The organism is Aeromonas ichthyocola, from assembly GCF_046087985.1.
GTDB classification, from domain to species: Bacteria; Pseudomonadota; Gammaproteobacteria; order Enterobacterales; family Aeromonadaceae; genus Aeromonas; species Aeromonas rivipollensis.
The window spans coordinates 461,630-487,500 of record NZ_JBJSWH010000004.1 but is presented as its reverse complement, the minus strand read 5'-3'; the positions used below and the strand labels follow the sequence as shown (position 1 = coordinate 487,500).

Sequence of the window (25,871 nt, the reverse complement as noted above, 5' to 3'; positions counted from 1 at the left end):
CCCCATGAAGAGGAAGAGCCAGAGCGCCTTCAGGGCCGGGGCATCGTAGTGGGGCAGGCTGATGACTGGCGCCTGCCCCTTCATGTTCTGCAGCATCAGGGTCGCCATGACGGCCGAGATCCCCACCGCCTTGATGGCGAGGAAGGAGTAACGAAACTGCGGCCGCATCTCCTCCATCACGAAGAGTATCCCCGCCAACGGCGCGTTGAAGGCGGCGGCCAGGCCCCCCGCTGCCCCCGCCGCCAGCAGGGCATGACCATGCTCCTTGGGAAGCCGGAAGATATCCGCCACCATCTTGCCAAGATTGCCGCCGATCTGTACCGAAGGTCCCTCCCGCCCCAATACCATGCCGGAACTCAGGGTACAGATGCCGCCGAAGAACTTGACCGGCAAGACCCGCCACCAGCGCACCGGACGCAACTCATCCATGGCCCCTTCTATCTCGGGAATGCCGGAGCCGCCCGCTTCCGGGGCGAAGGTATGAGTGAGGAAGTAGCCGACAAACCCCAGCAGGGCGCTGAAACCAAAGCCCAGCAGACCGAGTTGCCACCAGGGGCGGTCGGCCAGCAGCAGGACTCGCTGCTGGGCCAGCCAGTGCACACCGGATTCAAACAACCCGCAGACCAGTCCAGCCAAAACACCGACCAGGGCGGCCAGCAAGAGCACCAGCAGCGGCATCTTGTCCCGCTGGATCAGGCGCTGCAGGGCAGGTGGGCGACCTTGTGTGGTCGCCTCGCGAGGGGGGATAGCTTGTTGCACCATGGGTATTCACGCTCATCTAACGAGGGTCGGAAACACCCGGCCTCGGCTCGGCTGCCCAGCACAGGGCCTTTCTGCTATAGTCGGCCCGTTTCATTTATCACGGGTGCAGACCGGGAGTCCGGGTGGCGAGAGCGCAAAGCATACTCCTCCCACCGCAGCCTGCCGAGCCGCAATCGACCGCCTGCGCCCGGGTGACGACCAAAATCCCATTAAGGATGATCCATGTCAAAATCAGATCAGCTGTTTGAACAGGCCCGCCAGACCATTCCGGGCGGCGTCAACTCACCGGTCCGCGCCTTCAATGGGGTCGGCGGCACACCCCGCTTCATCGATCACGCCGATGGCGCCTACCTCTATGACGTGGATGGTCAGGCCTATGTAGACTACATCGGCTCCTGGGGCCCCATGCTGCTGGGTCACAACCATCCGGCCATCAAGGCCGCCGTCATCAAGGCCGTTGAGAAGGGGCTGAGCTACGGCGCCCCCACCGAGATCGAAGTGCTGATGGCCGAGAAGGTACGCCAGATAGTGCCCTCCATGGAGCAGGTGCGTATGGTCAACTCCGGCACCGAAGCCACCATGAGCGCCATCCGGCTCGCCCGTGGTTACACCAACCGCGACAAGATCGTCAAATTCGAGGGTTGCTACCACGGCCACGCTGACTCCCTGCTGGTGAAGGCAGGTTCCGGCGCCCTGACCCTGGGCCAGCCCAACAGCCCGGGCGTGCCTGCCGATTTCGCCAAGCACACTCTCACCTGTGTGTTCAACGATCTGGACTCGGTGCGCGAAGCCTTCACCCAGTACGGCAGCGAGATCGCCTGCATCATAGTCGAGCCGGTGGCGGGCAACATGAACTGCATCCCGCCGGTGCCCGGCTTCCTGGAAGGGCTGCGCGCCATCTGTGACGAGTTTGGCGCCCTGCTGATCCTGGACGAAGTGATGACCGGCTTCCGGGTCTCCCTGCGCGGCGCCCAGGGCCACTACAACATAGATCCCGACCTCACCACCCTCGGCAAGATCATCGGGGCCGGCATGCCGGTGGGCGCCTTCGGCGGCAAGAAGAAGGTGATGCAATACATAGCCCCGACCGGCCCCGTCTATCAGGCGGGCACCCTCTCCGGCAACCCTGTGGCCATGGCTGCGGGTCTCACCATGCTGGACTTGCTGCTGGAGCCGGGTCTCTATGAGCAGTTGAGCGCCAAGACGGCCCGGGTCGCGGAAGGGCTGAAAGCCGCCGCCGCCAAACACGGCATCCCGCTCGCCATCACCTATGTGGGCGGCATGTTCGGCTTCTTCTTCACCGAAGAGACCGAGATCACCCGCTATGAGCAGGTGACCCGCTGCGACATGGAACGCTTCAAGCGCTTCTACCATCTGATGCTGGAAGAGGGTGTCTATCTGGCGCCGAGCGCCTACGAGGCGGGCTTCCTGTCACTGGCCCACGGTGACAAGGAGATCGAGCACACCCTGGCCGCCGCCGAGCGCAGCTTCGCCAAACTGGCGGGCTGAGCCCTGCCGGAATGAACCAAGGGCCCGTGAAGGGCCCTTTTTTGTTGCCTCTGTCGTCTCGCCCTGCCAGAGCCCCCTTCTGGTGCAGACCTTTCTCTCTTCTCGCCGCTGTTTGCCACTTGCTGGTGCATCCGCCACCCCATTGGCTGTCATAAAGCGGGCCCACTATTTGCACTGCTTTATTCAGGAGCCCACTTGACCGAGGTCCATATGGCAGAGATGAGCCCCATCGACGTGCTGCGGCGCTATCAAGAGTACGAGACCGAGCTGACCCCCCTGTTGCTGGGGCTGCTTACCCTCCCCCAGGAGGCCCTCAAGGGCTATCCCTTCGTGCTGAGCGTGCAGAGCCTGGGCCAGAACCAGGCAAGAGCGGGGATCCTGCCCCCCATTCCGGCCCCGCAGGGGCAGCTGCGACTGAAGGTGCAGGGCCATGGCCGCGAGCTTGAGATCAATCTGCACCAGCTGATTGCCTGGCTGATGGGGGACAGGGAGCGGCGCCGCGCCATCCCCTGGTTCAGGGCCGTCTACGTGATCCTGAGCCTGGCGCTGTTTCTCATCGTGGGAACCCTGATCTGGCATGGCCTAGAGCAGCTCTATCTGCTGCTGTGCGGCACCCAGCAGAACCGGCTCGGCGCCTTCAGCGCCATCATCTTCCTGACCCTGGCGCTGGCGGTATTCGATCTGGGCAAGACCATACTGGAGGAGGAGGTGCTGCTGCATAAGGACATCTTCCGCCACAGCGCCATTCGCCGCACCATCACCCGCTTCATCGCCGCCATCCTGATCGCTGTCTCCATCGAGGGGCTCTTGCTGCTGTTCAAGGGATCCCTCGGCCAGAACGAACTGCTCTGGCCTGCGGTGGGAGTGATGGGCTGCGCCGTGGGATTGCTGCTGGCGCTGGGGCTCTATGTCTTCCTCGGGGCCAAGGCCGAGGCCGCCCTGGTCGCCTCCAGCCAGCGGCCAGCGGCGGCCCCGCAGCAAGCGCCGCTCACCAGGCGGCATGGCCGGATCAGGCGGGCCGGATAAGCCTTCGCCAGACTCTGAATCTCCTCATTTATGGCATCACGAGCTGGCGGCACCGGCCAGCTGAGACTCGGGCTGACGCCGCGCCGCCTGCCAGGAGGCGTACATGGTCCAGGAGGTGTAGATGACGATGAAGGCCACCAGCCATTTGAGCATCTCCATGTCCATGGACTGCACCAGCATGGCCGCCAGCACCACACCGATGGGGCCGAAGAGAGCCACCGCCAGCACGGCCCTGGCATCGAAGGCCCCCTTGCGGATGAAGGTGCCCGCCGAGAAGACGCTGAGCACGGCGGTGGACCCCATCATGATGGGGAAGGCCGCCAGCGGGTTCATCCCCAGCAGATAGACCAGGGTCATGCAGGGGGCGAACAGCCCTATGCCCACATTCATCAGTACCCCGAACAGGAAGTTGCCGAGCAGGGCTATCCCCAGCTTGTAGCCACTGAGCCCCATGGCCTCGCCGCCCAGGGGGAAGAGCCCCAGCAGCCCGGCAAAGATGAGCCCGGCCACCACCAGCAGGGAGACCGCCATCACCAGCCTGATGGTCTGGCGATCGAACGAGGCCACATGACGGGCACCCCAGGCGGCGCCCGCGGCGGCGGCGGCCATCATGCTGATGAGAGTGAGCGGATCCACCTTGACCACGCCGATGAAGATGAGGGACTGAGTCACGGTCGGCAGCACGCACTGACCGTTGAGGGTGCCCGGCAGCAGGCGATCGTCGATCAGCTTGAACTGCTTGTAGCAGGCGGTCTTGACCGCGAAGCTGCCGACCCCAAGGGTGTCGAGAAAGTTGGCGACGAAGCCGATGGCCGCCACCGGCCAGAAGGGGGTGGACTCCAGCTCGCCCCGGCGCCGCTTGTGCCACCAGGCGTGAACCAGCATGAAGATAAAGACCAGGGCGCAACCGATAAACAACAGGCGCAGAAAAGTGACAAGCATAGGGGGACCTCCAGCAACGGGCGGCGATTCTAAGGCAGCCCAGAGAAAAAATCCTGGTCTGGATCACGCTTTCATCGGATGCAAACGTTTGGCCCCGTCAGTTTCTGATGGTAAAGCTCGAATGACTCTGCCAATACTTGTCGTTGAGGGCGCAAGCCCGCACTCATCGGGCGTAGTCCTGGTCATTTCGCGACGACCACAGCACCGATGGGCATAAGCAAAAGAAGGCGGTCACCCGCCTTCTTTTTATTGCCTTCCGTTACCCAAGCAACAAGGGTTTCCGGCGATCCAGCGGGGCAGCCTGGGAGCCAGGCGGTCGATCAACCGATCCGACAATGGGGTCAGCAGCAAGGGCGGCAGGCAGATGAGGGCGAGGCAGAGGGCACCGACATAGACGTCCGTCAGCCAGTGGGCACCGGCGAGGATGCGGGGGGCCGAGAACAGGGGCACCATCAGCACGGCGATCACGGCGACCCGGCGCGGCAGGTAACGCAGGGCAAAACCGGCGAAGATCATCAGGAACAGCGCATGATCCCCGGGGAAGCTGTCGCCGGCAGAGTCCTTGGTCGGGATGGCGCTGAGCTCGCTCACCCGCAGCGCCCCGTCCACCGTCAGGGTCGGGCTGGGACGGCTGACCGGCAACAGGTGGCCGAGCTGATTGATCACCAGGGCCCCCAGCAACATGACAATCCCCATGGCCACCAGGCGACGGCGCGCCTCATCCTGGGCCCGGAAGAAGCAGGTGGCCAGGATCAGTCCCATGCAGCCCAGGGCGACCAGATCGAACAGGCGATTGTTGGTGATGGCCACCAGATCGGCCCAGCGGACGGATTGGCCCAGCCAGCCATTGACCAGCTGGAAGGTGGCGAGATCCCAGTGATCCCAGGGGCCATGACCCGGCAGGGCAGCCCAACTGAGGGCAATCAGGCCCCCGATCAGATAGAGAGGTATGAACTTGCTCATGCCGAGTCTTCCTTCAAAAAGCGGTGATTCTAGGTCAGCCTCCCGGTGACTTGAATCACAAAAATGTAAGAATTCATGTAACAAATAATATCCTATTGAATCTTGTTTGAACCCGCCCTGCCACCCCCCGGATGCGGGAGCAGCCAGCGCCACCTTGGCGCGCCAGGGGCTTGCGGCTAGTATGAGGCTCTTTTTATTCAGGATGATGGCTATGCGCAGCTACCTTCGCATGATGTTGTTTGCCCTCGGTTTGCTGGCGGGCGTGCAGATACCGGGGATCGTCGATCTCTACTACCAGCGGCTGGATGCGCGCCTGCAGCAGGCCAGCCTCGGTCTGGCCAGGCCGTGATAGGCATTCCCGGTTTCGACGGTTTGCAGCGCATAGACCCCGTAATCCCGCCACTGCAGGCTGAACTTGTGCTTCAGGGTCAGCAGGGAGCCTGGCTCTGGATCAGCGGTGAGGGCAACACAGCCCAGCCGAGGCCGTCCAGCACAGCATCCCGCGCCACTGTAGGCATTGAGCAGTTCAAGGGGGCGGGATTTGCTGATGAATGTCCGGCTCAACCAGGCCAACACCTTGCCGTGATAGGCGTTTTCCACCAGATAGACGGTTCATAGTCCTCGCCTTCTGCAGGCTTGAACTTTTCCGTGTTTCAGGGTCAACAGGTCCCCCTGGCGCAGCTGGCTCTGGATCAGCGGTGAGGGCAACACAGCCCAGCCGAGGCCGTCCAGCACAGCATCCCGCATCAGTTCGAAGCTCGACAACCCTATGTGCTGGCCGCCGATGGGGAGCAGGCTCTTGACCGAGAACTCGTCCACATAGGAGAGGGTGACCTGGGTCTGATCGGTCAGATCCTGCTGCAGCACCCGCTTCAACCCCGCCAGCGGGTGGCTTGGCGCCACCACCATCAGGGTGCGGATGGGGTTGAGCACCTCTATGTTGAGGCCGCTGCGCTCCTGATCCTCGGTGATGAGACCGAAGGCGGCATCCACAAACCCCTCCTCCACCAGGGCTGGCAGCTCGGGGGGCGAGGCCAGCACCAGGGAGATGCTGGTGCCGGGGAACTGGTGGCGCAGCGCCCCCAGCATCTCGCGCCAGACCGGCTCGGGGATGGCGTCATCCCGCGCCACCCTGAGCGCCACCTCGGCGCCCGAGGCGTGGTGCTCGCACTTGAGCTTGAGGCTGTTGGCCGCCTGCAGCAGCCGCCGGCAGTCGTCCAGCACCTGCTCCCCTATCTCGGTCAATCGACTCTGGTTGGCGCCTCGTTCAAAAAGTTCGACGCCAAGCTCAACTTCCAGCGCCGCGATGGCAGTGCTGACGGCGCTGCGGCTTTTGCCAAGACGACGGGCTGTACTTGGCGATGGAGCCACTGTTGGCTGATTCTACAAAGAGTTCTATCTGATAGAGCTTCATGACAACGGGCATGATGGAGTTATTCGACGTTCACCTTAGCTGCCCTCGTTTGGCAAGGCAAACCGTCAGCGTCTGATAATCGACGCTCAGCGATTCCTGCCTGCGTTGTGACTGCGGTTATCCTCTCTCCGTCGCAGCAACAAAGGAATCTTTATGTTATTCAGTCGCATGCTTTTAGCCCGGATATTTTTGACGGGCGCCATCATCACCGAGGTCGCGGGGACATCCAGCATGGCCATGATCCCCGAGAACGATGGCCGGCTGGATGAATTATCTGCCGATGTGGCTGTTGATCGGTTTCTCGTACTGTTGCTGGCCAAAGCCGCCAAAACAATCTCCATTGGTATTGCGTTTGCGCTCTGGGAGGGGCTGGGGATCGCCTGATCACCATCGTCTCGTGCTGTTCCTTGGTTACGACCTGAACGCTCAGGAGCTGATCGGTCTGGCATGCTGGCAATAGTGGGTATTGTTATGGTGACCATGGGGAAACCCATGATGAGCCGGTGACCAGCAGTAAACGAATAACCAAGGAGCGGTATGAGTCCGTTAGTGATCGTACTGGGTGCGCGCCCTGCTGGATATCGGCGCCAACATGGCGATCAACCGCTCGGTGGGTTTTCGTCACAAGGGTGGGGCTTCCTGGGGATTCTGCTGGTACTCGGCGCCTTTACCCTGCTCTCCGAAGCGGTGAGTGGCGGCCAGATTGACCTTGCTGTTGCCTACGCCACCTGGGGGGCCATCGGCATTCTCGGTACGGCGCTGGGTGGCTTGCTCTTCTTCCGTGAGCGCCTCAAGCCCATCGGCTGGGCTGGCATGATGGTGATGGCGCTGGCTGTCGCCATGCTGACCACCGCCTGATAACGCTGATCAATGAAAAAGCCGCCCGGTTTCAGACCGGGCGGCTTTTTTACTGGCTCGATTGCGGCTGACGCAGCATCACAGCTAGCTCGCTCGTAGAGCTCCAGCGGCAGGCCGTCGGGGTCGGCGAAGAAGGTAAAGCGCTTGCCGGTCAGCTCGTCCACCCGCACCGGCTCCACCTCCACCTGATGGGTCAGCAGATGGGCGATGACCCGGTCCAGGTCGCTGACCCGAAAGGCCAGATGGCGCAGGCCGCAGCCTCCGGCGTGGAGGGGCGCTGCGGCGGGGCCGGAAAGCTGAACAGCTCCAGCTGGCTGCCATCCGGCAGCGCCAGATCCAGCTTCCAGGAGTGGCGGGCCTCCCGCAGGGTCTCGTTGATGATGGGCAGCCCCAGCACCTGGTGGTAGAAGTGGCGCGAGCGCTCATAGTCGCTGGCGATGATGGCCACGTGGTGGATGGCGTCAAACAGCGGAAAGGTCATGGTGCTTCCTTGTCAGCAGCATAGTGAACGGGCAGCCTGCGCTGCCCGTTTCATCTTAGTTGAAGAAGCCGCCAAACCACTGATCCAGCGCGTTGACCGGGTTGGAGACAGGGCTGGCGCAACTGGCCGGAGCCCCGAGCCCAGCCAGCTTGGCCGGCACCTGCAGGCTGCCGGGACAGTCGCTGGCGACACGGGCGCCGCTCGCGCGGGAGAAGCTGGCCCAGCTCACCCCTTCCGGCATCTTCAGCCCCAGGCTGTTGACGCCGCGCTGGCTCATGTAGCCGCTGAACAGCTGCAAGGCACCGCTGGCCCCGGTCAGCCCGGCGGGCTGGTTGTCATCCCGGCCGACCCAGACGCTCACCAGTTCGTTGTTGTCCATACCGGCAAACCAGGAGTCCCGCAGCTCGTTGGTGGTCCCTGTCTTGGCGGCCATGGTGGCGCCGGGGAACTTGGCGCCGAGCGCCCGGGCCGTGCCCTGGCTCACCGTCTTGGTCATGGCGAACAGGGTCAGCCAGCTGGCCTGGGGATCCGTCACCCGCTTGGCGGTCTCGTCATGCTGATAGAGCTGGCTGCCATCGCTGTTTACCACGGCGCGAATGGCCGACAGCGGCTGGGTCAGCCCCTGGTTGGCGATGGGCAGGTACATCTGGTTCACCTCCATGGGCGAGAGCGCCACCGCCCCCAGCACCAGGGAAGGATAAGGCTGGATCTCCTGCTGGACCCCCAGCTTGTGCAGGGTGTCCACCACCTTGTCGAGCCCCACCTGCAGACCCAGGTTGACGGTCGGCACGTTGAGGGAGCTGGCGAGCGCTTCCATCAGCGGCACGCTCTGGCGGAACTTGCGATCGTAGTTCTGCGGCGTCCAGATCTGGCCATCCTGGCCGCGGATGCGGATCGGCTGATCCTTGAGCGGTGTGCCCAGGGTCAGGCCGTTGGAGAGACCGGTGAGATAGACAGCCGGTTTCACCAGGGAGCCTATCTGACGACGGGCATCCAGCGCACGATTGAAGCCGGCATAACGGGGATCCCGTCCCCCCACCATGGCGACCACCTCGCCCTTGTGCCAGTCGGAGACCACCATGGCCGCCTCCAGCTTCTTCTTGCCGCGCTGCTTCTCGATGGTGGCGAGGCCGGTCTCGACCGCCTGCTCGGCGGCGTGCTGGGCGATGGGATCCAGGCTGGTGAAGATCTTGAGGCCGGACTGCTTGAGCAGATCCGGGCCGAAGCGGTTCTGGATCTCCCGCTTGAGCAGCCCCATGAAGGCCGGGGTACGGCCATAGCTCATCTGGCCCCGGGTGATGATGCCAAGGGGCTGCTTGCTGGCCAGCTCATACTCGGCCTGGGTCAGGCTGCCGTGCTCCATCAGCAGTTTCAGCACCAGATCCCGGCGCGCCTTGGCCCGCTCGGGGAAGCGCCAGGGATCGTAATAGGAGGGCCCCTTCACCATGCCCACCAGCAGGGCCACCTGATCGATGTCCAGCTCGTTGACCGGGATGCCGAAGTAGAAGTAGGAGGCGAGGCCGAAGCCATAGACCCCCTGCGAGAAGTTCTGCCCCAGATAGACCTCGTTGAGGTAGGCCTCCAGGATCTCGTCCTTGCTGTAGCGGTAGTCGATGAGCACTGCCATATAGGCTTCCTGTGCCTTGCGCCACAGGCTGCGCTCCCGGGTCAGGAAGAAGTTCTTGGCGAGCTGCTGGGTGAGGGTGCTCCCCCCCTGCACTGTGCGGCCCGCCAGCACATTGGCCACCATGGCACGCATGATGGCCACAGGCGAGACGCCGCCGTGCTGATAGAAATCGCGATCTTCGGTGGTCAGCAGGGTCACCAGCAGGCTGTCCGGCACCTCGGCGATGCGTACCAACAGGCGATCCTCCCTGTCCTCGGTGTTGAGGCGGTCCAGCAACACGGGGTCCATCTGGGCATAGCCTAGCTGACGCTGGTTCTCCAGAGACTGTATCCCCTCCAGCCGCGCACCGTTGAAGGTGAGACGCAGGCCACGGGCACCGTCTGCGCCGTCATGGAACTCGAACGGACGGCGTACCAGCTCGATGCGATTGCCGTTGACCGCGTACTCCCCCGGGGTGTGAGGCTGACGCACCTGCTTGTAGCTCAGCATGTTGAGCTCGCGCAGCATCTGGGTCTGGGAGAGACGCTGGCTGGGGTAGAGCTCCAGCGGGCGGCTATAGACCATCACGGGCAGTTGCCACTTCTCGCCGTCGAAGCGCTCGCGCACCTTGGTATCGAGGTAGATGCCGAACACCACCATAAAGGCCGCCACCACCAGGGAGAGCTTGAAGCCAAGCCAGAACAGCTTGCGCCAGATGGTGCGTTTGGGAGCTGCCTTCTTGGGAGGGCTCTTGCGTCGTTGGGTTGCCATAAATCCTCTTTGCTTTCCTTTCTACTTGTTATGTCGCATTCGCGAACGTCCGATCGGGCTTAACCAATCGAATCTGGATCCTGGGTTTCATTTCGCCAGACATTCGCCAGACAAATGGATGCCCACTCCCTCATCCCAACCCTTCTTCCACAAGGGGAGAAGGGAGCAAACACCAAGCTCGATCGGTTCCCTCTCCCTCTGGGAGAGGGCCAGGGCCGTCTGCTGGAGTTGGGCTTAGCTAGGCTCAGCACCAACCTAGATCCCCATCTTCTTCTTGGTGACTTTGGTCGGCATGGCCTCCAGGGGGTTGTCCGGCCAGTAGTGGCGGGGGTAACGACCCTTCATCTCTTTCTTCACCTGCTCGTAGGATCCCGCCCAGAAGGCGGCGAGATCGGCGGTGATCTGCAGCGGTCGCTGGGCCGGAGAGAGTAGCTCCACCACCAGGGGCACCCGGCCATCGGCCACGCAGGGGGTCGTGCCCTGCCCGAACATCTCCTGAATGCGCACCGGGATCACCGGGGCCTGCCCCGGCTGATAGCGGATCCGCACCCGGCTGCCGGTCGGCGCGCTGAAGTGGCTCGGCAGCGCCTCGTCCAGCCGTTTTGGCAAGGGCCAGGGCAGGGACTGGCGCAGCAGATCGGAGAGGTTGAGCCTCTTGAGCTGCTCCAGCCGGGTCATGCCGCTCAGGGCAGGCAAGAGCCACTCCTCCAGCCGGGCCAGCAGACTCTCGTCGTCCATGGCGGGCCAGCCCTCGTCGGGCAACCAGTCGCGGGCGCAGCGCAATCGGGCCAGCAAGCCTTCACTGCCCTCGTCCCAGGGCAGCACGTGCAGCCCCTTGCGACGAATGCCCTGCAACAGGCAGCGCCCCTTCTGCTCGTCAGAGAGATCCGTCAGCGGTCGCTGGCCGAGCACCAGTTCGCCGATCACCTGCTGGCGCTCGGCGCGGACCCGCTCTTCCCGCTCGTCCCAGTCGAACCACTGGCGTTCGCTCACCAGCTCCGGCAGCTGGCGCACCAGCTCGTCCAGCGCCACCGGCTCGGCGATGAAGATGCGGCTGCCGCGATCGTTCTGCCCCATCTCTATGGCGATCAGGGCCCCTTGTCCCTGACATGGGTGACCTTCTACCAGATCGCAGCCGATCCCACCACTGAGTTGATAGCGGCTGCCACTGCGCAGCTTGCCGATCCGGTCCGGCCAGGCGAGGGCGCACAGCAGCCCCAGCCACTGACCCTGGGCGGCCGCAGGCCTTGCGCCAAGGCGCTCGAACCAGCGGGCTGCCCCCTGACGCAGGGCCCCCAGACGACGATGGAAGAGCACGGAAAGGCGCTCGGATCCTCGCAGATCTTCTTCCAGCAGCGCCACCAGGAAAGCCCCATCGGCGACAATCCCTGTCAGACCCTCGGCCTCCAGCTCCCGGGCCCGCAACAACATGCGCGCCAGACGGGGATGAGTGCCGAAGGCGGCCATGGTGCGGCCGGCCGGGGTGAGTTGTTGCTCACCCTCCGCCTTCATGGCCCCCAGGGCCACCAGCAGGCGCCGGGCGCTCGCCAGCGCCGCCGCAGGGGGCATGTCGAGCAGCGGCAGGCTCTCCACCCTGGCGCCCCACTGGGCGGCGTCCAGCAGCAGACCGGTCAGCTCCTGGGTGAGGATGTCCGGCGGACTCTGCTCGGCGAGGCGCTCCTGCACTTCGCTGCTCCAGAGCCGGTAGCAGACCCCGGGGCCGAGACGGCCGGCACGGCCTGCCCGCTGGGTGGCGGAGGCCCTGGCAATCTGACGGGTCTCCAGCCGGGTGACGCCGCTTCTCAGATCGAAGGTGGCGCGCCGCTCCAGCCCGCTGTCGATGACCACGGATACCCCCTCTATGGTGAGGGAGGTCTCCGCCACATTGGTGGTGAGCACCAGCTTGCGGCTCCCCGCCGGGGCGGGCTCTATGGCCGCCTGCTGGGCCGCCATGTCGAGGCGACCGTAGAGGGGGGCAAGGCGCACGTCATCCGGCAGGCGCCCCTCCAGCCACTGGGCGAGCCGCTCTATTTCCCCCTGCCCCGGCAGGAACACCAGCACTGCCCCCGTGGGCCGCCAGCGCCTCCAGCACCACGGCGCCCACCTGGGGCTCCAGCCACTGCTGGCGATTGGCGGGGCGGTAGTGGTAGTCGATGGGAAAGCCGCGCCCCTCGGAGCGGATCACAGGGGCGTCCGGCAACAGGGCCTCCAGCGCCATGCCCTCCAGGGTGGCGGACATAATGAGCAGCTTGAGATCCTCCCTCAACCCCTGCTGGCTCTCGATGGCAAAGGCCAGGGCGGTATCGGCATGCAGGCTGCGCTCGTGGAATTCGTCGAAGATCACCAGGGAGACGCCGGTCAGCTCGGGGTCTTGCTGCAACATCCGGGTCAGCACCCCCTCGGTCACTATCTCGAGCCGGGTCGCGGCACTGGTACGGCTCATCCCTCGCACCCGCAGCCCGATGCGCTCCCCCACCTTCTCCCCGAGCTGGCGCGCCAAGAAGCCCGCTATGTTGCGGGCCGCGAGGCGTTCTGGGCTCCAGCATGATGATGCGGCCGGGCAGCCGGTTTAGGCGCACCAGCTCCAGGGGCAGCAGGGTCGACTTGCCCGCCCCCGGCGGGGCCTGCAGTATCACGCTGGCGTGGCTGTCGATGGCATCAAACAGCTCGGGCAGCACAGAGACTATGGGGAGTTGGGACAAAACGGCGAAGACCTTCTGTGATGACCAGGAAAACGGCGCCCATTCTGCCACAGCCAGCCACCCACCGTCAGCAGCCGTGCCGGATGCGCGCCAACCGGTTGGGGTAGACCCGGGGAGCTCTCAGCCCGCCCGGACAAGCGCGAGACGCGACCAGGAGACATCCGCAGACGAGCTGCCATAGAATGGCCCTTTCATGTGAGTACCACGAGGACCGACGCTGCGCATGCCCAGACTCTTCTTTGCCCTGCCCCTGCACCAGCTTGCCCCCGCCCTGATCGACTGGCGCGAACGGCGTCCCTGGCCCGGCCTGCCGGTGCCCGAGCGCAATCTGCATTTGACCCTGGCCTTTCTCGGTGAGGCCGACGAGGCCACTCGGGACAGGCTGATCGCCGCCGCCGCACAGCAGCGCTGTCCCCCTTTCAGCGTCCATCTGGATCAGACCGGCTGGTTTCAGCGTGCCAGGGCTGCCTGGGTGGGGCCCAACGAGTGGCCAAACGAGCTGAACGTGCTGGCCAGGGCCCTGCGTCGCCACGGCGAGAAGCTGGGGCTGGGCAACGGGGAACAGGGCTACCGCCCCCATGTCACCCTGTCGCGCAAGGCCGGCGAGGCCCCGGAGGCGCTGCCCGCCCCCGATCTTGTGCTGCAGGCGGACAGCTTCTGCCTCTACCAGTCCGTCAGCACCCCGCAGGGGGTCAGCTATGAACCCATCGCCTGCTGGCCCTTGCGTGCCCGCATCAAAGAGACCAACAGCGAGGAGCTGACCCCATGATCTTCGATCCCCCTTTGCAATCCGGTCTGCTCATCGCCCGCTACAAGCGCTTCCTCACCGATGTGCAGCTGGCCGATGGTGAGACCATCACCATCCACTGCGCCAATACCGGCGCCATGACGGGCTGTGCCGATCCGGGCACCCGGGTCTGGTACTCCACCTCGAACAACCCCAAGCGCAAGCTGGCCCACAGCTGGGAGATAGCCCAGAGCCCGGCGGGCCACTTCATCTGCGTCAACACGGCGCGGGCCAACCAGATCGCCCGGGAGCTCATCGAGCAAAAGGCGCTGGCGCCGCTGGCGGGTTATGCCAAGCTGCGAACCGAGGTGAAATACGGGGAGGAGAACAGCCGCATCGACCTGCTGCTGGAAGACGATCACAGGCCAAGTTGTTACATAGAGGTGAAATCCGTCACCCTGCTCGACGAGCGGGAACAGGCGGGCATGGGCTACTTCCCCGATGCGGTCACCGCCCGTGGCGCCAAGCATTTGCGTGAATTGATGGCCATGAAGGCGGCCGGGCACAGAGCCGTGCTGCTGTTCATGGTTTTGCACTCCGGCATCGCGAGAATGCGCCCTGCAGCCCATATAGATCCGCACTATAGTCAGCTTGTTGAGCAGGCGATGGCGGCAGGGGTTGAAATTTTATGCTATCGCCCCCATGTTGGGGTGCAGGGCATGGTGGCTCAAGATTTTATTCCATTTGAATCTGACCATCTGCTACCCGAGGGCTGAGAATAAATGCTGGAGTGGGTAACATTATTGACAAGGCTTGTTTGCCTCCCGTTGACCCTTCTGCTATAGATACCGCCCTCAATTTATGGATGGCACGGGTAGCGTGCTGAATTAGGAGACAGGGCATGCCAACAGGCGAAAACAGGAAATCTCTGGGCCCCCTGGCCATTGCGGGTGTAGAGCCTTACCAGGTAAAAGCCGGTGAGGAGTACATGAATGACCAACAAAAGGTACATTTTCGCAAGATCCTGGGAGCCTGGCGCAACCAACTGATGCAGGAAGTTGACCGCACCGTCGACCACATGAAGGATGAGGCTGCAAACTTCCCGGATCCGGTCGATCGCGCCGCGCAGGAAGAAGAGTTCGCACTCGAACTGCGCACCCGCGACCGTGAACGCAAGCTGATCAAGAAGATCGAAAAGACCTTGCTGCTGCTCGAAGAAGACGACTTTGGTTACTGCGAACATTGCGGTATCGAAATCGGTATTCGTCGTCTGGAAGCCCGTCCGACCGCCGACCTCTGTGTCGACTGCAAGACGCTGGCTGAAATCAAGGAAAAACAGATGGCTGGCTGATGCCGCCCATCGACATGGACAAAAAAAGGGAGCTCGCAGGCTCCCTTTTTTATTGAGCTTTTCCCACGACCATATCCCAGAATGCAGCCTCAATGCATCGTCTACCCGAATTTCCATGGCCATGACTCCCTCCTCCCCTGTTCGACCCCATGTTGGTCGCTTCGCCCCCTCCCCGTCCGGTCCGCTCCACTTCGGCTCCCTGGTCGCCGCCCTTGGCAGCTTCTTGCAGGCGAGATCGCAGCAGGGGCGCTGGCTGGTGCGCATCGAGGACATAGATCCGCCGCGGGAGATGGCCGGGGCCAGCGGGCTCATCCTCCATACCCCTGGAGGCCCATGGCCTCGGCTGGGATGGGGAGGTGATGTTCCAGAGCGCGCGCCACGGCCGTTATGACGAGATCATCGATCAGCTCTATCGGGCCGGGGATCTCTACTGGTGCCGCTGCACCCGGCGCGAGATCATGGCGGCGGGCGGCTTCTACAACGGCCACTGCCGCACCCTGGGACTGACGGCAGAGGGCTGCGCCGCACGCCTGCGCCAGCATAATCCCGTCTACCACTTCGAGGATGAGTTGCAGGGCCATATTGCGGTGCCTGCGGCGCTCGCCGAGGAGGACTTCATCGTGCGCCGCCGGGATGGCCTCTATGCCTACAACCTGGCGGTGGTGGTGGATGACATGGACAGCGGCATCACAGAGATAGTGCGCGGCGCCGATCTGCTGGAGCCCACGGTGCGCCAGATTGCCCTCTACCAGACCCTGGGGGCTGACGTCCCCGCCTGGGTGCACCTGCCGCTGGCGGTGCTGGCGGATGGCAACAAGCTGTCGAAGCAGAACCATGCGCCGGCGCTGGCACAGGATGACGTCAGGCCCGCCCTGTGGCAGGCCCTCGCGTTCCTCGGCCAGTGCCCGCCGCCTTGCTTAAGAGAAAATACCGTCGACGAGATCATCGCCTGGGGCATTGCCCACTGGCAGCTGGCCCGGGTCCCCCCGCCAGCAGAAGATAGTGCTGGGGGCCAGATAAGCAGGCCCCCGGAGCAAAAGCAGGCCGCCGCGTTTCTCATTTGAGCAGGCCAGAATCTGGGGAACTGAAAGCGTCGTTCCTTGTACGACCTGGCCCGAATCGGGGAAGCAGACCGCAGCGTTTCTCATTTGGTCGGGCCTGAGCTATGATAGGCCGCTATTTTTTGGCCTCCCGTCAATTTGAAGTCATGAAGAGGTGTACCATTTTTTCCCAGATCGCAAACTTTTGCCGCAAGGTGCTCGGCAAGGAAGACGGCGAGCAGTCGATGGAGTCTCCCATTCCAGCCCGTGTCGCCGGTCAACGCCGAACCTTGAGCCGTGACCAGCACCCCATCTCGCGCAAAGAGATCAGCGAGAATGCGCTCAAGGTGCTCTACCGCCTGAACAAGGGGGGCTACGAAGCCTACCTGGTGGGTGGTGGCGTCCGGGATATTCTACTCGGGAGAACGCCAAAGGATTTCGACATCGCCACCGATGCCACGCCGGAGCAGATCAAGGCGTTGTTCAGCAACTGCCGCCTGATCGGCCGTCGTTTCCGCCTGGCCCACATCGTCTTTGGTCGTGACGTGATCGAAGTGGCTACCTTCCGTGGTCACCACCATCAGGTCAATACCAGCAAGCACGTGTCGGCCCAGTCTGATGAAGGCATGCTGCTGCGCGACAACGTCTACGGCACCATCGAAGAGGATGCCGAGCGCCGTGACTTTACCGTCAACGCCCTCTACTACAGCGCCAAGGATTTCACCCTGCACGACTTCGAGGGTGGCATCGAGGATCTTGCCGAGCGCAAGCTGGAGCTGATCGGTGACCCCGAGACCCGCTACCGGGAAGATCCGGTGCGCATGCTGCGCGCCGTGCGCTTCGCCGCCAAGCTGGAGATGACCATTAGCCCGCGCACCGCCGCCCCCATCCGGGAACTGGCGCCGCTGCTGCAGGACATTCCGGCCGCCCGTCTGTTCGAGGAGACTCTCAAGCTGTTCCTGGCCGGTGACGGTCTCGCCACCTACAAGCTGCTGCGCGAATACGGGCTGTTCCAGCCCCTGTTCCCCCAGGTCGCCGCCCTGTTTACGCCCAACGGCAACTCGCCTTACGAGCAGTTCATCGAGCTAGCGTTGATGGACACCGATACCCGGGTCCGTGAAGACAAGCGCGTCACCCCGGCCTTCCTCTATGCCACCCTGCTGTGGGGCGCCGTCGAGGCCCGTGCCCGGGTGCTGGAAAACGAGAGCGGCCTGCCCTGGCACGACGCCTTCATGCTGGCCATCAACGAGGTGCTGGATGCCCAGGTGCGGATCATCGCCGTGCCGCGCCGCTTCACCACGGACGTACGCGACATCTGGGCCCTGCAACAGCGCCTGACCCGTCGTCAGGGTCGTCACCCCGAGCGCGCCATGGAGCATCCGAAGTTCCGTGCAGCCTTTGACTTCCTGCTGCTGCGCAACCGGGTCGAGCGTGGCCTCGGCGAGCTGGCCAGCTGGTGGGAGCGCTATGTGGCCTCCAACCCGGATGTGCGTCCACAACTGCAACGGGAAGCGACCCGCCGCCCGGCGAGCGGTGAGCGTGCCCCGGCGGCCGAGCCGCGCGGAGACGGTGAGAAACGCAGCAGCAACAGCCGCAACCGCCGCCGCCCCCGTCGTCGCAAGCCGAAAGCGGCAGAATAAAGGCCACCCGATGATCGAGGTCTTCGTTGCCATCGGATCCAACCTGGGCAATCCCGTCGCCCAGGCCAGACAGGCTGTCGCCGCCCTGGGCAGGCTGCCGGAATCCGAATTGCAACAGGCCTCGCAGCTTTACGGCAGCCGCCCCATGGGCCCTGCGGATCAGCCGAACTACGTCAATTCCGTGGTGCGGCTTCATACCCGGCTCGGCCCCCTGGCTTTGCTGGATCAACTGCAGAAAATCGAGCGGGAACAGGGACGTGTGCGCAAGGACGAGCGTTGGGGTCCAAGAACCCTGGATCTGGATCTGCTGCTGTACGGCGAGCAAGTCATCCAGCATGAACGCCTGATCGTTCCCCACTACGGCATGAAGGAGCGGGAGTTCGTCCTGCTGCCCCTTGCCGAAATCGCCCCCGCCCTGGTGCTGCCCTGCGGCACCCCGCTCACCGAACTGGTTGCCCGCTGTCCGCGCAATGGTCTCGAGATCCTTGCCGCCGTCACGGGCGAGTAGACGAGTAGGAGCAACGCAATGAGCAAGATCACCATCACCGACCTGCAGAAGATGAAGCAGGACGGACAAAAAATCACCGCCATCACCGCCTATGATGCCACCTTCGCCAAGCTGTTCGACGACGAAGGCGCCCAGGTGCTGCTCATCGGTGATTCCCTCGGCATGGTGCTGCAGGGAGGGGACGACACCCTGGCCGTCAGCATGGATGAGATGGTCTATCACACCCGCTGCGTGGTGCGTGGCGCCAGCAAGGCGCTGGTGGTCACCGACATGCCGTTCATGAGCTACGCCACTCCCGAGCAGACCTACCATAACGCCGCCCGGCTGATGGCCGCCGGCGCCCGCATGGTGAAGATGGAAGGGGGCGACTGGCTGTGCGAGAGCATTCGCCACCTGACCCGCAACGGCGTGCCTGTCTGCGGTCACCTGGGGCTGACCCCGCAATCCGTCCACGTGTTTGGCGGCTTCAAGGTGCAGGGGCGCGACGAGTTCCACGCCCAGGAGATCTACCGTCAGGCCCTGGAGCTGCAAGCGGCCGGTATCCAGCTGCTGGTGCTCGAATGCGTGCCGGTCGCCCTGGCCGAGCGCATCAGCAAGGCGCTGCGCATCCCGGTGATCGGCATAGGCGCGGGCCCGGCCACCGATGGCCAGATCCTGGTGATGCACGACGCCTTCGGCATCACCTCCGGCTATGTGCCCAAGTTCACCAAGAACTTCCTGGCCGAGACGGGTGACATGCGCGCCGCCATCCGCCTCTATGTGCAGCAGGTCAGCGAGGGCACCTTCCCCGGTCCCGAGCACTGCTTCAACTGATCCAGGCCCCATGAACCGAAACGGGGGCTCAGCCCCCGTTTCGCATCCCTCTCTGGCCCTTTCAATTCCTGTTTCTTTGACCTATCCGAAGGTGAACTGTTGGTGATGTTGCTCGTGAACTATCCCGGTGCCATCCACGCTGGCCCTTTCAATTTCTGTTTCTTTGACCTATCCGAAGGTGAACTGTTGATGTTGGTTGTGAACAATCCTGCCGCTCTGCGTGAACAGATCGGCCAATGGCGCCGCGAAGGCCGCGCCATCGCATTCGTGCCCACCATGGGCAATCTGCACCAGGGCCATCTGACCCTGGTCGATGAGGCCCGCAGCCACGGCGACAAGGTGGTGGTCAGCATCTTCGTGAACCCCTTGCAGTTCGACAAGGCCGAGGATCTCGCCAACTATCCCCGTACCCTGGAGCAGGACTGCGCCGCCCTGCAGGCCGCCGGCGTGGATCTGGTGTTCACCCCGACCCCGGAGCTGATGTATCCCCAGGGGCTGGCCAGCCAGACCTTCGTCGAGGTACCGGGTCTCTCCAGCCTGCTGGAAGGGGCGCTGCGCCCTGGCCACTTCCGTGGTGTCAGCACTGTCGTCACCAAGCTGTTCAACCTGGTGCAGCCCGACGTGGCCTGCTTCGGCCAGAAGGATTACCAGCAGCTGGCGCTCATTCGCAAGATGGTGGCCGACATGGCCATGCCGGTCGAGATAGTCGGCGTGCCCACTGTGCGGGCCGAGGACGGGCTGGCGCTCTCCTCGCGCAACGGCTACCTGACCGCCGCCGAGCGGGCCCTGGCCCCCGAGCTCGCGCGCACCATGAACTGGATTGCCGAGCAGATTGAGGCGGGGAACCACCACCTGCCCTCCCTGGTGGCCCAGGCCAGCCAGCGTCTCGACAACGCCGGATTCAGGACGGACGCCATCGACATCGTCGACGCCGATACCCTGGAATCCTCCACCGCTGCCAGCAAGCGGCTGGTGATCCTGATGGCTGCGTATCTGGGCAAGGCCCGCCTTATCGACAATAGCGTCGTCACCCTTCAGGGTTGAGACACGGCAAGGAGAAACAGATGTCCAAGAAGGTTTATTGCATCGCCCAGTTCCAGCCCAAGCCGGGCAAGGAGCAGGCCCTGTTCCAGGTCTTGCAGGGGCTGGAGCCCAACACCCTGAGGGAAGACGGCTGCCTGCAGTACAGAGTCACCCGCCATATCCCGAGCCCCTTCGCCGAGGGGGAGAGCTTCCCCATCGTCTTCAACGAGATCTGGCAAGACATGGCCAGCTTCGAGGCCCACTGCCAGCGCGCCGAGATCAAGGCCTTCTTCGAGCGTTACTGTCTGGCCGAAGAGGGTCTGGCGGCCAAGTGGAACGTCTGCGTCTACAGCGACGAGCCGGCGGACTATGACGCCCCTGTCCTCTGAGGCAGATCCTCAGCACATAAAAAGGCGCCTTTCGGCGCCTTTTTCATGGTTGCAACTCAGTGGCGCAGCCCGGTACCCCGGGAGATCAGCCACCAGGCCAGCCCGTAGAGGGCGACGATGAAGCCGATGATGATGAGGTAGGCGGTGCCGAGCGGCACGTCGGAGATGCCGAGGAAGCCGTAGCGGAACGCGTTCACCATGTAGATGATGGGGTTCACCTGGGAGACCCCCTGCCAGAAGGGCGGCAGCAGGCTGATGGAGTAGAAGACTCCCCCCAGATAGGTGAGCGGCGTCAGGATGAAGGTCGGGATGATGCTGATGTCATCGAACGACTTCGCGAACACGGCGTTGATCAGCCCCCCCAGGGAGAACAGGATCGAGGTCAGCAGCACGGTGAAGCAGACACTGAACAGATGGTGGATCTGCAGCGGCACGAAGAACAGGGAGACCAGGGTGACGATGAGACCGACACAGAGGCCCCGGGCCACGCCGCCGCCCACGTAGCCCGCGATGATGATGTAGTTGGGCACTGGCGCCACCAGCAGCTCCTCCACGTTGCGCTGGAACTTGGCGCTGTAGAAGGAGGAGGCGACGTTGGAGTAGGAGTTGGTGATGACCGACATCATGATGAGGCCGGGCACGATGAACTCCATGTAGCTGAAACCGCCCATGTCACCGATGCGCGACCCTATGAGGTTGCCGAAGATGACGAAGTAGAGGCTCATGGTGATGGCCGGCGGCACCAGGGTCTGGATCCAGATCCGGGTAAAGCGGCTCACTTCCTTGGCCAGTATGCTCTTGAAGGCGATGTAATAGGTCATGGGATTCATGCTTTGCGACCCTCCTCTACCAGGTTGACGAACAGCTCTTCCAGCCGGTTTGCCTTGTTGCGCATGCTCAGCACCTGCACCCCCTGGGCGGAGAGCTGCTCGAACAGGCTGTTGAGGGACTGGCTCTTGTCCAGCTCCACCTCCAGGGTGTGCTCATCCTGCATGCGACCGTTGAACTCGGGCAGGGTCGGCACCTGGCTGCCGGGCACCAGATCCAGCAGGAAGGTCTCCCGCCCCAGCTTGCCGAGCAGGTTCTTCATGCTGGTGTTCTCGATGAGGCGCCCCTTGTCGATGATGCCGATGTTGCGGCACAGCATCTCGGCCTCTTCCAGGTAATGGGTGGTGAGTATGATGGTGACACCCTGCTCGTTCAGATCCTTGAGGAAACTCCACATGGAACGACGGATCTCGATGTCCACCCCGGCGGTCGGCTCATCCAGGATCAGCAGCCTGGGCTCGTGCATCAGGGCGCGGGCTATCATCAGCCGGCGCTTCATGCCGCCGGAGAGGGTACGGGCCGCCATGTCGCGCTTGTCCCACAGATCGAGCTGACGCAGGTACTTCTCGGCGCGCACCTTGGCCTCGGCACTTGGCACGCCGTAGAAACCGGCCTGGTGGGTGACAATCTGGCTCACCTTCTCGAACTGGCTGAAGTTGAACTCCTGGGGCACCAGCCCGAGCTGGGCCTTGGCCAGCTCCAGATCGGTGTCGATGTCGTAACCGAACACCTTGACCTTGCCGGCACTCTTGTTCACCAGCGAACTGATCACGCCGATGGTGGTGGACTTGCCCGCCCCGTTCGGGCCGAGCAGGGCGAAGAAATCTCCCTGCTTGACGGTGAGATCTATGCCCTTGAGGGCTTCGACGCCCCCCTGATAGGTCTTCTTCAGACCGCTGATTTCCAATGCGTTCATTGCAACCCCTGTGATGGATGAGCCCATCTCGAGACAGAAAAGGCGGCTAAGGCCGCCTGCAGACAGAAAGGGTCATGCTCCGCTTCACCCGTGATATTCCTGAGCCTTGCTTACTCTTGCGGAACTACCTTGCCGATGAAGGGCAGATTACGGTACTTCTGGGCGTAGTCGATGCCACAGCCCACCACGAACTCGTCCGGGATGGCGAAGCCAATCCAGTCCACCGGCACCTGGACCTCACGACGGGACGGCTTGTCCAGCAGGGTGCAGATGGCAAGGGATTTAGGTTCGCGCAGGGAGAGGATCTCGCGCACCTTGTTGAGGGTGTAACCGGTGTCGATGATGTCCTCGACAATCACCACGTCCTTGCCTTTGATGTCGTCATCCAGATCTTTGAGGATGCGCACGTCACGGGTGCTGTGCATGCCGGAGCCATAGCTGGAGGCAGTCATAAAATCCAGGGTGATGGGCAGCTGGCACTGACGGCAGAGATCGGCCAGGAAGACGCAGGAGCCGCGCAAGAGGCCAATCATCACGACTTCATCGGAGCCCTGGTAACGGGCGGTGATCTCTTCACCCAGTTTGGCGATCCGGGCGGCGACGTCAGCCTCGGAGATCATCACCTCGACGTTGTGTTTCATCACATACTCCAATAATGGCCAAAGGGTTATTGGCCGTTCATTAACATCAAAACCGATGATTCTACCACTCCAACCGGAAGGCGTCAGGCATACGTGATGCTTTTATCGGCTTATTTTAATTGATAGAGTTAGCAAGCCTTCGGGCATTATCGGTGACAATACTATAAACACCATAATCAATAACTATTAGATGAAAAAACTATGGAACCACGCGCAGAAATAAGACGTCGGACCCGGCTGTCGCCGGAGGCTCGTCGTGATCAATTGATGGAATGTGCCATCGAGGTATTTTCCCGTCGCGGCATTGGCCGTGCGGGACATGCCGAAATTGCCGAGCAGGCCAAAGTCTCGGTTGCCACCGTGTTCAACTATTTCAACACCCGTGAAGATCTGGTCGATGAAGTGCTGGCCGAGATTGAAGGCTTTGTGCAGCAGATCCTCGAGCAGGCGTACAACGGCCAGGGCTCGGTCAGGGACAGCATCCACCGCCATGTGAAGCTGTTCGTTGACGCCGCCTATGACAAACCGGACCACGCCAGCATCTGGCTGGAATGGAGCTCATCGGTACGGGAAGAGGTCTGGCCCCGTTACACCCGCCTGCTGGACAAGGCGCTGGAGCGCATCGCCCCCCACCTGCAAGCGGCCATGGACAGCGGCGAGATCCAGAGCGTGCTGTCGGCGCAGGATCTGGCCCGCTCCCTGACCGGGTTCGGCTACGTCATGATGCAGATGATCAATCAGCCACAGCGCCCGAGCCGGGAAGAAGTGACCGATTTTCTGTTCAAGTACGTGACGGCCCCCCTCCAGGTGGTCTGATCCTCCCTGCCAATAAAAAGCGGCGCCGGACTGTTCAGGTCGGCGCCGCTTTTGTTTGTCTCTCTTTCGTCTCGCTGACTCAGGACTTGGCATAGCCCCAGCGGCGGGTCAGCGCATGCTCGACCCCCAGATGATCCAGGATGCGGGCGACCATGAAGTCCACCAGATCCTCGATGCTTTTCGGCTCATGATAGAACCCCGGTGCGGCGGGCATTATGGTCACCCCGAGCCGCGCCAGTTTCAGCATATTCTCCAGATGGATCGCCGAGAAGGGGCTCTCACGGGGCACCAGAATGAGCTGGCCGCGCTCCTTGATCACCACGTCCGCCGCCCGCTCCAGCAGGTTGTCAGAGGCGCCGTTGGCGATAGCCGAGACGGTGCCCATGGAGCAGGGACAGACCACCATCTGTTTCGGCGCCGCCGAGCCGGAGGCCACCGGCGAGAACCACTCCTCCTTGCCGCAGGCGACTATCTGCCCCTCTCTGGCGCCATATTGGCGACAGAGATAGGCCGACAGCTCTTTCGGCGAACCCGGCCACTCCTGCTGCTGCTCGGTCTTGAGCACCACCCGGGCGGCCGAAGAGGCGAGCAGGTAGACCCTGTAGTCCGCCTGCACCAGACACTGGAGCAGGCGCAGGGCATAGGGAGCGCCGGAGGCGCCGGTCAGCGCCAGGGTGATCTGTTTGCTCATGATGTGCCTTGCCTGAGGCGGGCTATCAGCTTGTCGTGAATGCCGCCGAAGCCGCCGTTGCTCATGATCAGAATATGATCCCCCGCGCGGCTCTCGGCCACCAGCCGGTTGATCAGGGCCTCCAGATCGTCAAACACCTGAGCCGGACGCGTCATGTGGGCGGTTACCTCGCCGAGATCCCAACCGATGTTCGCCGGCTGGAAGAAGAACACCTCGTCGGCGCCGTCGAAGCAGCCAGCCAGCTCCTCCTTGTGCACCCCCAGCTTCATGGTGTTGGAGCGGGGCTCCAGCACCGCCAGGATGCGGGCTTGCCCTCCCATGGCATCAACCCTGGCGCGCAGGCCGCCGAGGGTGGTCTCGATGGCGGTAGGGTGGTGGGCAAAGTCGTCATAGACGCTGATGCCCGCCACCTCGCCCTTGAGCTCCATCCGCCGCTTGGGGGATTTGAACTGGCAGAGGGCGGCTATGCCGTGCTCCACCATGACACCGGCATGGCGGGCGGCGGCGATGGCCATCAGGCCGTTGTTGACGTTGTGCTCGCCTATGCACTCCCAGTGCACCTCGCCCTGCTTGACGCCATCCAGCCATACCTCGAACACGGAACCGTCATCCGCCAGCTTGACCGCCTTCCACTTGGCGTCGTCCTGACCCACCAGCTCCACCTCGCTCCAGCAGCCCATCTTGCGCACGGCGGTGAGGTTGTCATCGGCCTGGGGGAAGAGCACCCGGCCGTTGCTCGGTACTGTGCGCATCAGGTGATGGAACTGGCGCTGGATGGCGGCGAGATCCGGGAATATGTCCGCGTGGTCGAACTCCAGGTTGTTCATCACCAGGGTACGCGGATGGTAGTGGACGAACTTGGAGCGCTTGTCGAAGAAGGCGCAGTCATACTCGTCCGCCTCGATGACGAAGAAGGGGGCTGAGCCCAGGCGGGCGGAGACAGGGAAGTTACCCGGCACACCACCGATGAGGAAGCCAGGTGCCAGCTTGGCGTACTCCAGCACCCAGGCCAGCATACTGGCGGTGGTGGTCTTGCCATGGGTGCCCGCCACGGCCAGCACCCAGCGATCCTGCAGCACATGCTCCAGCAGCCACTGGGGGCCGGAGATGTAGGGCAGGTTGCGATCCAGCACATACTCCACGCAAGGGTTGCCACGGCTCATGGCGTTGCCTATCACCACCAGATCCGGCGCCGGATCGAGCTGGGACGGGTCATAGCCCTCGGTCAACTCGATACCTTGCTGCTCGAGCTGGGTGCTCATGGGGGGATAGACGTTGGCATCCGAGCCGGTGACTCGATAGCCCAGCTGTTTCGCCAACACCGCCAGACCACCCATGAAGGTGCCGCAGATCCCGAGAATGTGAATGTGCATACCGCTGCCTTTTCCAGTAAGGGAGTGCGCATTCTAGGGTCTCTTGACCCGGTGGCACAAGCCGCGACCATGACCAGAGCG

At 63.2% G+C, this 25,871-nt stretch carries 22 protein-coding genes and 6 pseudogenes (1 of these 28 cut by a window edge); 15 read left to right on the top strand and 13 right to left on the bottom strand.

The features are described from left to right. Positions 1-762: the 5' portion of a H(+)/Cl(-) exchange transporter ClcA gene (gene clcA, locus ACF2JD_RS14850; protein WP_408846817.1), read on the bottom strand. Its footprint begins 633 nt before the window's first position; 762 of the gene's 1,395 nt are visible here — the first part of the coding sequence; the start codon lies at positions 760-762; the stop codon falls past the left edge of the window. Between the two features lie 222 nt (positions 763-984). Between clcA and hemL the strand changes: the two genes are divergently transcribed. Both hemL and ACF2JD_RS14840 read left to right on the top strand, forming a co-directional pair. Beyond that, complete coding sequence (gene hemL / locus ACF2JD_RS14845; protein ID WP_440987684.1) at positions 985-2,271, top strand: glutamate-1-semialdehyde 2,1-aminomutase; 1,287 nt, start codon at positions 985-987, stop codon at positions 2,269-2,271. Between the two features lie 210 nt (positions 2,272-2,481). Next, positions 2,482-3,297 (top strand): hypothetical protein, encoded by an 816-nt coding sequence (locus tag ACF2JD_RS14840; RefSeq protein ID WP_440987705.1) that lies wholly within the window; start codon positions 2,482-2,484, stop codon positions 3,295-3,297. A gap of 36 nt (positions 3,298-3,333) precedes the next feature. Here the strand turns inward: ACF2JD_RS14840 and ACF2JD_RS14835 are convergent, their stop codons facing one another. After that, on the bottom strand, positions 3,334-4,239 hold the full coding sequence (locus ACF2JD_RS14835) for a TSUP family transporter (RefSeq protein ID WP_395949500.1): 906 nt from the start codon (positions 4,237-4,239) through the stop codon (positions 3,334-3,336). Positions 4,240-4,485: 246 nt separating this feature from the next. Continuing rightward, positions 4,486-5,202, bottom strand: coding sequence for a phosphatase PAP2 family protein (locus tag ACF2JD_RS14830; protein ID WP_440987683.1), 717 nt, complete (start codon positions 5,200-5,202; stop codon positions 4,486-4,488). Between the two features lie 211 nt (positions 5,203-5,413). Between ACF2JD_RS14830 and ACF2JD_RS14825 the strand changes: the two are divergent. Further along, positions 5,414-5,542: pseudogene (locus ACF2JD_RS14825) on the top strand (DUF2937 family protein); the annotation flags it as partial. Here ACF2JD_RS14825 and ACF2JD_RS14820 read toward each other — a convergent pair. Then, positions 5,494-5,705 (bottom strand): annotated as a pseudogene (locus ACF2JD_RS14820) (hypothetical protein); the annotation flags it as partial. The pseudogenes ACF2JD_RS14825 and ACF2JD_RS14820 overlap by 49 nt on opposite strands. A gap of 22 nt (positions 5,706-5,727) precedes the next feature. Beyond that, positions 5,728-6,616 (bottom strand): annotated as a pseudogene (locus ACF2JD_RS14815) (LysR family transcriptional regulator); the annotation flags it as partial. Between the two features lie 153 nt (positions 6,617-6,769). Between ACF2JD_RS14815 and ACF2JD_RS14810 the strand changes: the two are divergent. Together ACF2JD_RS14810 and ACF2JD_RS14805 are read left to right on the top strand one after the other, a co-directional pair. Next, positions 6,770-7,000, top strand: coding sequence for an SMR family transporter (locus ACF2JD_RS14810; RefSeq protein ID WP_440987682.1), 231 nt, complete (start codon positions 6,770-6,772; stop codon positions 6,998-7,000). A 153-nt stretch (positions 7,001-7,153) separates the two neighbouring features. After that, positions 7,154-7,474: an SMR family transporter gene (locus ACF2JD_RS14805; RefSeq protein WP_440987681.1), complete on the top strand. Its 321-nt coding sequence runs from the start codon at positions 7,154-7,156 to the stop codon at positions 7,472-7,474. A 158-nt stretch (positions 7,475-7,632) separates the two neighbouring features. On the opposite strand, the pseudogene ACF2JD_RS14800 reads toward ACF2JD_RS14805, so the two are convergent. From ACF2JD_RS14800 to hrpB, 3 genes and pseudogenes are all read right to left on the bottom strand, one after another. Continuing rightward, a pseudogene (locus ACF2JD_RS14800) lies at positions 7,633-7,955 on the bottom strand (VOC family protein); the annotation flags it as partial. Between the two features lie 55 nt (positions 7,956-8,010). Next, positions 8,011-10,332: a penicillin-binding protein 1B gene (gene mrcB / locus ACF2JD_RS14795; protein ID WP_139745429.1), complete on the bottom strand. Its 2,322-nt coding sequence runs from the start codon at positions 10,330-10,332 to the stop codon at positions 8,011-8,013. A gap of 255 nt (positions 10,333-10,587) precedes the next feature. Continuing rightward, positions 10,588-13,034 (bottom strand): annotated as a pseudogene (gene hrpB, locus ACF2JD_RS14790) (ATP-dependent helicase HrpB). A 223-nt stretch (positions 13,035-13,257) separates the two neighbouring features. On the opposite strand from hrpB, the gene thpR reads away from it, so the two are divergent. From thpR to ACF2JD_RS14745, 9 genes and pseudogenes are all read left to right on the top strand, one after another. After that, complete coding sequence (thpR, locus tag ACF2JD_RS14785; protein ID WP_163155888.1) at positions 13,258-13,803, top strand: RNA 2',3'-cyclic phosphodiesterase; 546 nt, start codon at positions 13,258-13,260, stop codon at positions 13,801-13,803. Next, a complete protein-coding gene (gene sfsA / locus ACF2JD_RS14780; RefSeq protein ID WP_290028987.1) occupies positions 13,800-14,537 on the top strand; it encodes a DNA/RNA nuclease SfsA in 738 nt (245 codons plus the stop codon). Before thpR ends, sfsA begins: the two co-directional genes overlap by 4 nt. 125 nt (positions 14,538-14,662) lie before the next feature. Continuing rightward, entirely contained in the window at positions 14,663-15,112 is a 450-nt protein-coding gene (gene dksA / locus ACF2JD_RS14775) for an RNA polymerase-binding protein DksA (RefSeq protein ID WP_005329052.1), read from the top strand. A 115-nt stretch (positions 15,113-15,227) separates the two neighbouring features. Further along, positions 15,228-16,176: pseudogene (gene gluQRS / locus ACF2JD_RS14770) on the top strand (tRNA glutamyl-Q(34) synthetase GluQRS). A gap of 143 nt (positions 16,177-16,319) precedes the next feature. Further along, on the top strand, positions 16,320-17,792 hold the full coding sequence (gene pcnB, locus ACF2JD_RS14765) for a polynucleotide adenylyltransferase PcnB (protein ID WP_162520155.1): 1,473 nt from the start codon (positions 16,320-16,322) through the stop codon (positions 17,790-17,792). Positions 17,793-17,802: 10 nt separating this feature from the next. Beyond that, positions 17,803-18,300 (top strand): 2-amino-4-hydroxy-6-hydroxymethyldihydropteridine diphosphokinase, encoded by a 498-nt coding sequence (folK, locus tag ACF2JD_RS14760; RefSeq protein ID WP_440987680.1) that lies wholly within the window; start codon positions 17,803-17,805, stop codon positions 18,298-18,300. A gap of 18 nt (positions 18,301-18,318) precedes the next feature. Then, complete coding sequence (panB, locus tag ACF2JD_RS14755) at positions 18,319-19,113, top strand: 3-methyl-2-oxobutanoate hydroxymethyltransferase (RefSeq protein ID WP_408858431.1); 795 nt, start codon at positions 18,319-18,321, stop codon at positions 19,111-19,113. Between the two features lie 189 nt (positions 19,114-19,302). Then, positions 19,303-20,157, top strand: coding sequence for a pantoate--beta-alanine ligase (panC, locus tag ACF2JD_RS14750; protein WP_408793678.1), 855 nt, complete (start codon positions 19,303-19,305; stop codon positions 20,155-20,157). A 20-nt stretch (positions 20,158-20,177) separates the two neighbouring features. Beyond that, positions 20,178-20,525 (top strand): putative quinol monooxygenase, encoded by a 348-nt coding sequence (locus tag ACF2JD_RS14745; RefSeq protein WP_290028990.1) that lies wholly within the window; start codon positions 20,178-20,180, stop codon positions 20,523-20,525. A 56-nt stretch (positions 20,526-20,581) separates the two neighbouring features. Here ACF2JD_RS14745 and ACF2JD_RS14740 read toward each other — a convergent pair whose 3' ends face one another. The 3 genes from ACF2JD_RS14740 to hpt all read right to left on the bottom strand — a co-directional run bounded on the left by ACF2JD_RS14740 (position 20,582) and on the right by hpt (position 22,910). Beyond that, complete coding sequence (locus tag ACF2JD_RS14740; protein ID WP_139745436.1) at positions 20,582-21,355, bottom strand: ABC transporter permease; 774 nt, start codon at positions 21,353-21,355, stop codon at positions 20,582-20,584. Continuing rightward, positions 21,352-22,269 (bottom strand): ABC transporter ATP-binding protein, encoded by a 918-nt coding sequence (locus ACF2JD_RS14735; protein ID WP_106885867.1) that lies wholly within the window; start codon positions 22,267-22,269, stop codon positions 21,352-21,354. The genes ACF2JD_RS14740 and ACF2JD_RS14735 overlap by 4 nt, the downstream gene beginning before the upstream one ends. Before the next feature lie 110 nt (positions 22,270-22,379). After that, positions 22,380-22,910: a hypoxanthine phosphoribosyltransferase gene (hpt, locus tag ACF2JD_RS14730; protein ID WP_025328200.1), complete on the bottom strand. Its 531-nt coding sequence runs from the start codon at positions 22,908-22,910 to the stop codon at positions 22,380-22,382. A gap of 201 nt (positions 22,911-23,111) precedes the next feature. Between hpt and ACF2JD_RS14725 the strand changes: the two genes are divergently transcribed. Then, positions 23,112-23,726, top strand: coding sequence for a TetR/AcrR family transcriptional regulator (locus ACF2JD_RS14725; RefSeq protein WP_025328201.1), 615 nt, complete (start codon positions 23,112-23,114; stop codon positions 23,724-23,726). Positions 23,727-23,805: 79 nt separating this feature from the next. Here the strand turns inward: ACF2JD_RS14725 and ACF2JD_RS14720 are convergent, their stop codons facing one another. Together ACF2JD_RS14720 and mpl are read right to left on the bottom strand one after the other, a co-directional pair. Beyond that, positions 23,806-24,417, bottom strand: a complete 612-nt coding sequence (locus ACF2JD_RS14720) for a UbiX family flavin prenyltransferase (RefSeq protein WP_440987679.1) — start codon at positions 24,415-24,417, stop codon at positions 23,806-23,808. Beyond that, positions 24,414-25,790, bottom strand: coding sequence for a UDP-N-acetylmuramate:L-alanyl-gamma-D-glutamyl-meso-diaminopimelate ligase (mpl, locus tag ACF2JD_RS14715; protein ID WP_440987678.1), 1,377 nt, complete (start codon positions 25,788-25,790; stop codon positions 24,414-24,416). The genes ACF2JD_RS14720 and mpl overlap by 4 nt, the downstream gene beginning before the upstream one ends. Between the last annotated feature and the right edge of the window lie 81 nt (positions 25,791-25,871).